The sequence below is a fragment of the Cytobacillus spartinae genome (assembly GCF_042865285.1).
GTDB classification, from domain to species: Bacteria; Bacillota; Bacilli; order Bacillales; family Cytobacillaceae; genus Robertmurraya_A; species Robertmurraya_A spartinae.
Map to the genome: position 1 here is coordinate 270668 of NZ_JBIACK010000004.1, position 10439 is coordinate 281106.

At 45.5% G+C, this 10439-nt stretch carries 13 protein-coding genes; all 13 read right to left on the reverse strand.

What is annotated here, in order from left to right; translation table 11 throughout:
* Positions 1-11: 11 nt before the first annotated feature.
* Positions 12-449, reverse strand: a complete 438-nt coding sequence (locus ACFYKX_RS11820; protein ID WP_389361190.1) for a TadE/TadG family type IV pilus assembly protein — start codon at positions 447-449, stop codon at positions 12-14.
* A 5-nt stretch (positions 450-454) separates the two neighbouring features.
* On the reverse strand, positions 455-961 hold the full coding sequence (locus ACFYKX_RS11825; RefSeq protein WP_389360632.1) for an A24 family peptidase: 507 nt from the start codon (positions 959-961) through the stop codon (positions 455-457).
* A gap of 139 nt (positions 962-1100) precedes the next feature.
* Complete coding sequence (locus ACFYKX_RS11830; protein WP_389360634.1) at positions 1101-1265, reverse strand: Flp family type IVb pilin; 165 nt, start codon at positions 1263-1265, stop codon at positions 1101-1103.
* Positions 1266-1405: 140 nt separating this feature from the next.
* A complete protein-coding gene (locus ACFYKX_RS11835) occupies positions 1406-2272 on the reverse strand; it encodes a type II secretion system F family protein (protein WP_389360636.1) in 867 nt (288 codons plus the stop codon).
* A 120-nt stretch (positions 2273-2392) separates the two neighbouring features.
* Entirely contained in the window at positions 2393-3319 is a 927-nt protein-coding gene (locus tag ACFYKX_RS11840) for a type II secretion system F family protein (RefSeq protein WP_389360638.1), read from the reverse strand.
* A 6-nt stretch (positions 3320-3325) separates the two neighbouring features.
* Positions 3326-4732: a CpaF family protein gene (locus ACFYKX_RS11845; protein ID WP_389360640.1), complete on the reverse strand. Its 1407-nt coding sequence runs from the start codon at positions 4730-4732 to the stop codon at positions 3326-3328.
* 16 nt (positions 4733-4748) lie between these two features.
* Positions 4749-4904, reverse strand: coding sequence for a hypothetical protein (locus tag ACFYKX_RS11850; RefSeq protein WP_389360642.1), 156 nt, complete (start codon positions 4902-4904; stop codon positions 4749-4751).
* A gap of 123 nt (positions 4905-5027) precedes the next feature.
* Positions 5028-6806: a response regulator gene (locus ACFYKX_RS11855; protein WP_389360644.1), complete on the reverse strand. Its 1779-nt coding sequence runs from the start codon at positions 6804-6806 to the stop codon at positions 5028-5030.
* Between the two features lie 20 nt (positions 6807-6826).
* Positions 6827-7582 carry a Flp pilus assembly protein CpaB gene (gene cpaB, locus ACFYKX_RS11860; protein WP_389360646.1) on the reverse strand — a complete coding sequence of 252 codons (756 nt, stop codon included), beginning with the start codon at positions 7580-7582 and terminating at the stop codon, positions 6827-6829.
* A 99-nt stretch (positions 7583-7681) separates the two neighbouring features.
* Complete coding sequence (locus ACFYKX_RS11865) at positions 7682-8149, reverse strand: hypothetical protein (RefSeq protein ID WP_389360648.1); 468 nt, start codon at positions 8147-8149, stop codon at positions 7682-7684.
* 75 nt (positions 8150-8224) lie between these two features.
* Entirely contained in the window at positions 8225-8743 is a 519-nt protein-coding gene (locus ACFYKX_RS11870) for a hypothetical protein (RefSeq protein WP_389360650.1), read from the reverse strand.
* Between the two features lie 83 nt (positions 8744-8826).
* A complete protein-coding gene (locus tag ACFYKX_RS11875; RefSeq protein ID WP_389360652.1) occupies positions 8827-9999 on the reverse strand; it encodes a hypothetical protein in 1173 nt (390 codons plus the stop codon).
* Positions 10000-10110: 111 nt separating this feature from the next.
* Positions 10111-10374 (reverse strand): hypothetical protein, encoded by a 264-nt coding sequence (locus tag ACFYKX_RS11880; RefSeq protein WP_389360654.1) that lies wholly within the window; start codon positions 10372-10374, stop codon positions 10111-10113.
* Positions 10375-10439 lie beyond the last annotated feature (65 nt).

A 10439-nucleotide genomic window follows, 5' to 3' on the forward strand; every position in this document is an offset into this window, starting at 1 on the left:
TTTCCTCCCTCTTATCCATTTTCAATTGCCATTTTAATCTTTCGTTCCACCGTATGGTTGGTTTTAGGGGTTAAAACCCCGTTTGGAATCGGAAAGATTAATTTCACATCATACTTGGTCGTCACTTCAAGAGGTTGTTTTTTCGCCCAAGACGGGGCGTAGGTGGTTACTTGAACTTGAGTCACATCGACAAATGGCATGTTTTCTACAAACTTGGTGGCGGCTTCTTTGGCTTTTGTATCGGCTTGGGTCGCATCCGGCATCGTTACCCCAACACGAGCCCCCTCATAGGCGGCTTGTTGCATGGCTAGATTCGCCATTAAGAGTTGTCCACCAGAGAACATCATCGCTAAGATGATGGCAATGATCGGAAGAATGAGGGCAAACTCTGCCATGACTTGTGCCGTTTCCTTTCGGCTTTTCTTCCATAGATGTTGAATGAGTTTCATTCGATTCACCTCGCTATCAAAATCGTTAACACGTTACCTACAAAAATGGGAATACAATACGGAAGAGTGACGCTCGATTGTTCATCGAGTTGGGGAAGTTTCTTGAGGTACACCACCGAGAAGAAGATGTACTTAAACTGAAAAAGAGCGGAAGATCGTTTTTTGGAAAGAAGCATCGCCAGGATGGAGAGGATTCCACCGACTAGAGCGGTGATGAAGAAAGAAGTAAGCGAGTACGAGGCATTGGTGAAGAACCCAATGAGCATGAGCAGTTTCACATCCCCCGCTCCTAGTCCTCCTGCGATGAAGAATGGCAAGGTTAACAACAAGGCAAGTCCAGCACCTAAGAACCCTGCGATCCAGTCTCCCTCAAACATACGCATATACACGCCGAAAGCCAATCCAATGAGGAGCAATTGATTCGGCACGATTCGCCACTTGAGATCGGTCAACACCGAGATGGCGGAAAACATCAACACAAGATACAAGGAAAAAGTTGAGAGGTGTTCCATGGGAGAGAATCTCCTTTCAAGGTAGGGTAAGATATAGAAGGCTGGAAGTTCCTCTATAAAACATACAAGAGAATAAAGGAGAAGCCCCTCTTCGGGGGCTTCGGGGGGTGGAGACTGTGTCTGAAATCTCCTCTTCAGATTACAGGTTCGCTGCGACTTGGCTGAACTTCGCTGCAATCTTTGGTCCAAGTACTAAAAGAGCTGCAATACCAACAACCGCGATTAACCCTAAGATTAACCCGTACTCTGAGAAGCCTTGACCTTTTTCTTCCTTTGCTAAACGTTTCAGTGTTTGTTTCACCATGATTTCAACTTCCTTTCGGGGGAGATTTTTGGAGAGGGAACAGAAGAAGTTTTGAATAGAGGAATTTTTTTCTCTTCCCTTATTATATATTGAATATCGGAATGATTCAACGTTTTTACCGACATTCTACACAACTTTTTTTAAACACCCACGCCACCCAAGAAAGCAGGGGTTAACAGGATGAGCATGAGTGGAACTAAGATGAAGAACAACAGAATCGGAAGCATTTTCGTTCCTAGTTTCTGCGCACGTTCTTTGTAGTCTTGTTGTTGACGATAGCGGATTCGCTTGACTTGTTCACGTAAAATCCCGGAAAGCGGAGTCCCTTTTTCCTGAGCAATCCCCATCGCAGACACGAGTTCTGACAAATCTTCTACATCCATTCGTTCTGCCATGCGTTCTAAGGCTAGCATGAATTGACCACCATTAAACTGGCTATCAATCGCCGCTTTACGGAACTCATGCCCTGTGGCATCTTTGAACGAATTGGATACTTGGAGAATCGCTGATTGCGGGTCTGCCCCAACATCTAGTAGCACGACCATGAGGTCTAGGAAATCCGGCAAATTCTTTTGAATCTCTTTTTGACGCTTCGTGATCATTTCTTTCAGTTTGATCTCCGGATAGACGAACGCAATCATGACGGCGACGCCTGCTCCTAACATGAACAGAGGGTCTCGGAACAGAACTAACACGAGAATGGTGACGAGAATTCCAATCACGAGACCGGCTACTCGTAAACCCACTAATTCTTGTGGTTTCATCGGTTTCCAATTCCCTCGCTCCATTTTACGAGCTAACTTCTCTACATCAATTCCGAGTGCTCCCACCACCGTATCATACAGTTGGCGGTTTTGTTCAATGTGAGGCTCGACCATTCCATAGAAACGGTGAGTTGTCGCATCATCTTGAGGACGATGTTCGGCTGGTTTTACGACTTCCAACCATTCGTGCCTTTTCATTTTTCTTACGCCCATGAGTCGTTGGGGAATTCCGAATGAGAACAAGAACATGACCACCAATCCTGCAAGGGCACTGAGCGTGTAAGGGTCTTTAATGAATACCATATACGAGAGCAAGGGGGTTTGTTTTTACCACCAACCCCATGCTCGTCACCTCCTTTTCTTCTACTTCGGTTCCGCCATTTTCCGCATCAAGAAGTTACCAGTAAGAATCATCCCAATGGCAATGATCATGATGACAATTCCAATCGGATCATTAACGAAATTTCGGTAGTAACTCGGATTGATGATCATGAAGAATCCAATGACACAAAACGGCATGGCTGTTAACAAGGTGGCTTGAGAACGAACCTGAGCGGTAAGCGTTTTAACTTCACGCTTTTGGTTGTAGGCTTCTGAAATCGTTAGTTGCATAGAGTCTAGCAATTCCGCTAGATTTCCCCCTTTTTGACGCTGAATCTCGACAATCGTACTGAGAAGTTTGACTTCTCCTAAGCCTGTACGGTTGTACATGCGGTAAAAGGCTTCTTCTGCGGTGAAACCATACTCCAAATCCGTGTGAACCAGTTTAAATTCGTTTCGAATCATGTCATGAGCATCACGGCTTTTGGCTACATCGTATACTGCCTGCTTGACACTTCCTCCTGCTCGAATCATCGAACTCATCCGAATTAAGGTGTTGCGGAAGTGACGACTGAATTCTTCTAACATCTTCTTTCGACGAGAGTTGACGAACGAACGAGGGACAAGAGTTGCCGCAAACCCTGCTCCAATGGCGAGGTAGATACTACCCAACATGAAGAAGATGAAGGAACCCGCAAGAACCGCTAACATGAGCGTAATGACCATGTAACGTGCAAGCGTTAAGCCCATGCCTGATTGTTGCAACTCATAGGTTTTTCGCTCTGCCCAAGTAGTCGGTTGCTCATCTCTCGTTTTCGCGAGTAACTGCGCCATTCCATCTACATCCGGAGCGGTCATGGCATCCAAGTAATCCTTTTGACGCTGTTTTCGTAACCGGTCTAGTTCAAGTCCTACAAGAACGGACACAATGACAATCAAGAACCATACGAGGACGGGATTTTGAATCATGGGTTCTTACACCTCCATAGGATCAAACATAGATGCTGGCAAGAAAATGCCGTGGCTTTCAAACTTTTCTATGCAAAGCGGTTTGTGACCGGTTGCGACGAATTTCCCTACCACACGCCCATCTTCGTCTTTTCCGGTTTGAACAAATCGGAAGATGTCTTGAAGATACACGACTTCTTTCTCGTAGTTTTTCAAACCCAAAATCTCTGCTGCCTCTTTCCCCATTCCGATGACTTCGGTAATATGGGTGATTTTACGGCTTCCGTCTTGAAGTCGTGAAATTTGAACGATTAAGTGAATTGCTCCTGCAATTGTTTCACGAATCGCTTTTGATGGAAGTTCTAATCCTGCCATCAAACACATCGTTTCCAAACGGTTAATCATTTGTTTTGGGCTGTTGGCGTGGCCTGTGGTTAAGGAACCATCGTGACCCGTGTTCATCGCCTGTAACATGTCCATTGCTTCTCCTCCACGAATCTCCCCTACGACAATACGGTCAGGGCGTTTACGAAGAGCGTAAATCACGAGGTCTCGAATGTGAATCGCACCTTTTCCTTCTACGTTCGCTGGTCGTGCTTCATAGCGTTCCACGTGAGGCTGTTGCAGTTGAAGTTCGGCAGAGTCTTCTACCGTTAAGATACGAGTGGAAGGGTCAATGTAGTTGGAAAGACAGTTGAGGAGAGTCGTTTTACCAGAACCCGTACCGCCGGATACGAAAATGTTCAGCTCGGCATTGATGGCGGCTTCTAAAAACTGCACCATCTCAGGACTGGCAGACCCTCTTCCTACGTAATCTTGCAGGGTAAAGGTTTTCTTTCCGAATTTACGGATGGTGATGTAGGGACCATCTAAAGCAATCGGGTCAATCGAGGCACTCACACGGGAACCGTCTGGAAGACGAGCATCCACGTTGGGAGTCGATTCGTCACAACGTCGACCAAGTGGACCAACAATCTTATCAATGAGAAGTTTTACGGCATTTTTGCTTGGGAACTTGATGTCCGTTAATTGCAATTGTCCGTTTCGCTCAATGTACACTTTGTTTGGACCCACAACCATGATCTCGGTTAACGTCTCATCATCGACAAGCGGTTGAATCGGACCAAACCCTAAGATGTCATTCATCATATCCGTCACGAAGCGTTGTCGCTCAAGCCCTCCAAGTCTTACTTGTTGGTCGTTGAGAATGGCTTCAATGGCACGTCTCATCGTGTCACGGAATTGGTAGTTGTTTCGTTCGGTATGAATGTCTTGCCCGAACATTTTGTTTAACTTTTCTCGAACCGTTTTCGAGAGCTCTTCGATTTCTTCACCAGAAAAGGCTGCATGTTGAGATTCTGCGAATTGCTGTTGCATCTGGTAATCATCACTTGAATTCGCCAAGCGTTGTCCAAGTAACTTTGATTGATTCAAAGGCAATCCCTCCTATCTAATTTTCCCCCATTCGGGGATAACCGAATTTCCCAAAGGAATTTCGGAATAAATCCGTTTCTCGTAGAGAAATCGGAATAAATCCGAAATCTGTTTGAACAGAAATCGGAATAAAGGAGCAAAAGTATGTGGCAATCGGAATTCCAATCCCCACTCCTTTTTCTCCATAAACGGTCGGACACATCCGACCCGATTCTTATTTCCTCTAAGGAAAAAAGATTGAGTCTTATTTCCTCTAAGGAAATAAGATTATAACGAGGAGAGAAAAACCTCTCTCCTATTTTTTGAAGAAACTGAACAATCCTTTTTTTCCTCCGGCTCCACCCGTGTCAGCATGTTTTCTCTTGGTCGAGAACACCGGCACCAATTGGTGAGAGATTTTTCGGATGTTGTTCGTGTATTCTGTGTCTTTTGCCATCACCAGCACGTCCCCAGAGTTGTTAAACTGCTTCACTCGAGGGTCTTCCGGAAGACTTCCTAAGAACGGTAAGCCAAGAGTGGTGACAATGTCATTGATGCTAATGTCACTTCGCTTCGAGACATTGTTCACGACTAAACTTAACTTGTCTTTCGGATACTGAATGGCATGAAGCGTCTCCAGTAAAGACTGAACGTTACGAACCGTTGGTACCTCAGCCGTGGTCACGAGAATCGTTTTTTGGGCTTTCTCAAGTGACAGAAGCGTGTAGTCTTTCGTGTTGTTCCCCGTGTCTAAGATGACCACATCAAAGTAGTTCTTTAAACTGTCAATGATGATCTCTACTACCCCTTCATCCACATTCAACGCTTGGGTTGGAAGAACCGGTGCCGCTAACACCTTTAACCCTGTAGGTTGATGCGTCAGCAAGTATGGCTCAAACTGATCAGGCGAATACAACAAGCGTTTTTCATCCGGATTTCGTTTCATTCGGTCTTTGATGTCATCTGCCCAATTGGAGATATTCGGAACGCTTTTTAAGCGGAACATCGCTGCAATGTTTCCGTAATCCAAATCCATGTCGACTAAACACACTTTCAAGCGGTCATGTTGACCTGGGCTTGTGGGGATTTTCGCTAGTGCTAATGCCGAAGCCATCTCCTTACTCAATGAACTCTTTCCGACTCCTCCTTTTGGTGAATTGACAGCAATCACCATCGTACGAATACGAGCCGCCGAATGCAGAGGGGGTTGATTCATTCCTTGCATGCCTTGGTTCATCCCACCAAATCCTTGCTCTTGGCCATAGCCTTGCGGGGCTTGTGGCGTTGCGTAAGGATTCGGTTGCCCATACCCTTGAGAGGCTCCTGCATATGGGTCTTGCCCATAGCCTTGTGGTTGCCCATATGGATTTCCTTGTGGCGGAACTTGTCCTTGCCCGTAAGGAGGTTGCCCATATCCTTGAGGAGGGGCTTGATTTCCTTGTGGTGGATAGGCGTGACCACCCTGCCCAACGTAAGGATTTCCACCTTGTGGTGCATAGGGATTTCCTTGTCCGTACGCTTGAGGTTGAGGTGGAGTCTGATATGGGGGCATTTGCCCTTGTGGCGGTTGTGAATATGGCGGTTGCATCGGGGTGCCTCCATTCGGATTCGGATTTTCTTGTGCAGGATAGGTTGGGTAAGGGGGTGCAGATGGAACTTGTACTGGGGGAGCTGTCACATATTGAGCAGTTTGAGGGGCATATCCTTGAGGCACTTCTTGTGGGGTTGGTGCAACTTTTTTGATGACTTCAATGACTTCTCCACTCGTAATGGCATTTTTCGTAATGACTTCTCTGGCTCCTGCTTGTTGAAAACGTTGGAACTGGTTTCGGTCTGGTTGATTCACTTGACCAATGATAGCGATATGAGGAAATTGTTTTTGAATGGATTGAATGGCTTGAATGCCGTCGCCATCGGGAAGGTCATAGTTGACTAACATGACATGAGGACTGGTGGCTCGTGCCTTTTCTAAGGCGTCTCCGGCGGTGTTCGCTACCCCGAGTAAACGAATCGTGGGGTCTAAGGCTAACACTTTATGGAGATCTTCGGTCCACTGTAAATCGTCGTCGACCACAAGAACGTGAATCTTATTCAAGTGAGATTCCCTCCTTCATCTTATTTTGGGGCTTGTTGTTCCGTATTCGAGTTGGCTGTTACCGGGGTGTTAGGGTCTACCACTGGAATGTCAGCCGTATCAATCCACTTGCGAACAAATCCAAGCCCTGTTACTCCTTTAGAAGTAATGTCTTGGTATTCACGAGGTACCACCGCTAAATGAAGCGCACCACTTTGAACCGCAAAGGCTAACTCGCTTGCTACATCTGGCTCGACTTCAATCGAAACCCCTTGAAGCATTCCTTTTTCATCCTTGGCTACAGCACGTACGGGAGCATTTTGCTCAATCAGAGCGGTGGCGACTCCAATCGCATCTGTTTCGACTGTTGCATATACGTTCACTCGGTCTACATCAGACAAGTCATTGGAGACCCCGGTGATTTGGTCGGCTTGAACCGTAATCACGACGTTGTTATCCGAGACCACACTCGTTAACACACTTTTTTCCGCTTTCCCGTAAAACTGTGCTTCTACCATTGGGACGCCCGCAATGATTTTCGAGTTGGTGACCTTGTCTTGTAATTTGTCTTTTTCCGTTGCAAGAATCGCACCTGTCGGCAAGTGATCTTCGTTCACCGATTTCGTAATGAATAGGCTTGGATCGACCTTCGTTCGGGCTTCAATGTCTTGCTTGGCTACCATGATGTCCACGGTAGTAGACTTTAGTAATCCATATACACTGGTAGCGACCACCACTCCAAGTGCTAATACTAAGAGCATGGGAAGAGTTAACAGACTGCTTTTTTTCTTGTTCAACTTCATCTCTCCTTTGGAATTCAAGGTCTCTGTTCTCTAGTATATCATCAAGAATATCGGAATTCTAGTGTTAGAACGGAATTTCTTTTGTTTTTTTGCTTATTCTCCTTTTTGGAGCCGTTCTCGCTCAAATTCTAAGGCTTCGAGCTCTTCGAAATGAATTTTTAACACATTCGGATAGTCTTTCAGTTTGGTTTTGAGGATTTTCAGTTGCTCTGGAGTGGCCTCTTCTTTCGTAGTAGGACTCAGAAGCAAGACATCTTCATAGTAAAGGGAAAGAGATTCATAGGAGGAGATGAGGCGTCGATGGAAGGATTCCATCTTATTCGGAACCTCCATGTTTTTCAGTTTGGCAATGTTTCGATTCAGTTCTCCTGCCTCGAGGCTAATGAGGGCTAAGGTGGTGACGTAGGAGTCGCTTTGGGCGAGTTCTTGATGAAAGGTAGCCGTTCCAAGCGTGATGGTTTCCACGGTTCGTTTCGTCTCTTGCCAGTATTCGTCTTCATTGGCACATCCCCCAAGCAGCAACACGCTCACAAGAGCGGGGGCAATCCACCATTTCTTCAATCTTGTTCACCTCCTTCTCTATTTCTATATTCATTCCTCTATTCTTCTATTATACTCCTACTCTTTTTGAAACTTCTACCTTTGAAACGAGTTTCGGTAGGCACTAAACAAAAGAATCGGAGCATACGGATCCTCGTGACCGGTACATCGGAACGTGTATCCTCCATAGTTCAGGTTCTTTTGCAAGGTGAGGAGGTTTACGCCATCGAACATCTCCTCTAGCAAGAATACTCCTTCTTCCACAAACGAAAAATCCTGATCTAAAAAGCCAATCGCCCCCACCATCATCGCCATCGTGTAGAAGAAACGGTCTTTGGAGGCATCATCCTTCATCCACGCAACCATGGTGAGGCATTTTAATTGCTCGGTTTTCACATCTTTGGCAAAATCGAGTCTCACTCCCCCTCCTAAGTGGTGAGACCACACCTTTTGTGGAAGGTCTACTGAAGGAAGAAGCGGGTGAAGGAGTCCAATTTTTTCGGCATGAAATTCATTCATGAGAAAGTTCCAGGCTCGTTGAATGTCTGGGTAGGTGTAAGGCATGTTCGGGAGTTTGAAGCGGGGGTCGATACGTTTTTTCTTTGAGGTACTCAAAAGGGTGTTCCCCTCCTTGACATCAATTTCTGATTGATTCATCAGATAAAGAGAATAGGAATCTCCTATTCTCGAAGAAAGGTTTAATGGGTTTTCACATGAAGAGATTTGACTTTTTGGAAGGCTTTTTCGAGATCTGTGACATATTTCTTGCGGACCAACAGGCTTTTCGCTTCAGCAATGAATCGTTCCATGTTCTCGACAAACAATGGCTGCTTGAAGTTTTGCTCAAACGCGTAAGCATTGGGATGTTTGGCGACCTTAGACACAACTGAGGTCACTTCTGGAAGAATCATGGTGTAGACGGTTTCAAGGGTTTCGTGGAAGCCCCATTTTTCTTTCAACTCTCGGATGCGGTACATGGCTTGTTCCATTCCCCCATTCCAGTTGTTGTCTTGCAAAAGAACCGAAAGATACTGATTCAATTTTTCGAGACAATTCTCTTTACTTCGTTTAAAGGCAAGTCCCTTCGCTTCTTCTACTTGTGTTTGATACTCTTGTGGATCCGATAGACACACCATCAGCTCTTGCAAGAAGGCATCCATTTCCTCATCATAGGCCCAGAAATATTTCCAACGGTGCAACAAGGAATCCATCGTTCTTTTCACTTCCACCTCTCGGTTATTCAAGTCGTGAAGAATGCGCCTTAAAGAAGGAATGAGGGTGGAAGGGTTTCCCTTTCGATCTCTCATTTTGGCATTTAAGGCATTGAGTTCTTTGATATGGTTTTCTTCTACGAAGAGAATCTCATCGAGCCTTAATTCAGGCTTTAAGGAGAGGAGGGTAAACATTCCCGTGAAGGAGGTGTCTCGACCGACTTTGGTAGAAAACTGACTGGTAGGAATATGGAGAATATCTAGCCCGTATTCTGGTTCAAGCCAGCGTAGTGTGTAAAAGTCTTGGTCAAAGTCAACCACCAGCACTCTTCCTTCGAGGGGGGTAGCAGAAAAAATCTTCAGGGGATTTTTGCGAGAGCTGGGGGTGACGAGGGTTGGAGTAGCAGAAGGAATGGCGACTTGTGGTGCTGCAGAGATGGTCATATCTTCTTGTTCGTCTTCCTCTTCTATCACCGCTGTGGCAAATTCTTCGGGTTGAGACGTTGCTCGAACAATGCACTCCACATCATAGTCGGAAAACTTCTTATGCTTCCTTGCTGGAATCTTAAGACCAAGTTCGTTGACAAGAGCTTCCACTTCTTTTTTGGATAGATTTGTTTGACTCATGACTTCTTTTAAGGTGTACAACGTATCCTGCATGAAAAAACACTCCTTTTCAAGTTGAGTTCCATAATGGAGGCTTTGGGAAGTACTCCGATTGGAACCATCCGGATTTTCCGGACATAAAACGGGGAGAACCCCGTTTCTCGCTTACTTCAAGAATTGATTGATGTCATGGATGAAATGAAGAAGAATGGGAGCAAACGCACAAAGAGCCATTAAGCGAGCAACTCTTTTTTTCCCCTGTTTGATGGCATTTGGTAGACCGATCCAAATCATGGTGCCACTGACAAAAACCGAGTAAATAGGCAACCAAATGATTTCTAACCACTCTTGGGGAAGAAGCGAAGGAAAAGGTATACCTAGTAAGATAGCTCCGCTAATGGAAATGAGTACTTTCGATGATTCTTTCATGTTTTTCACTCCTCTTTTTTTTAGGGTTTGGCGTCGTTCTCTTTCCTAGCCTGGATAGAGCAAGG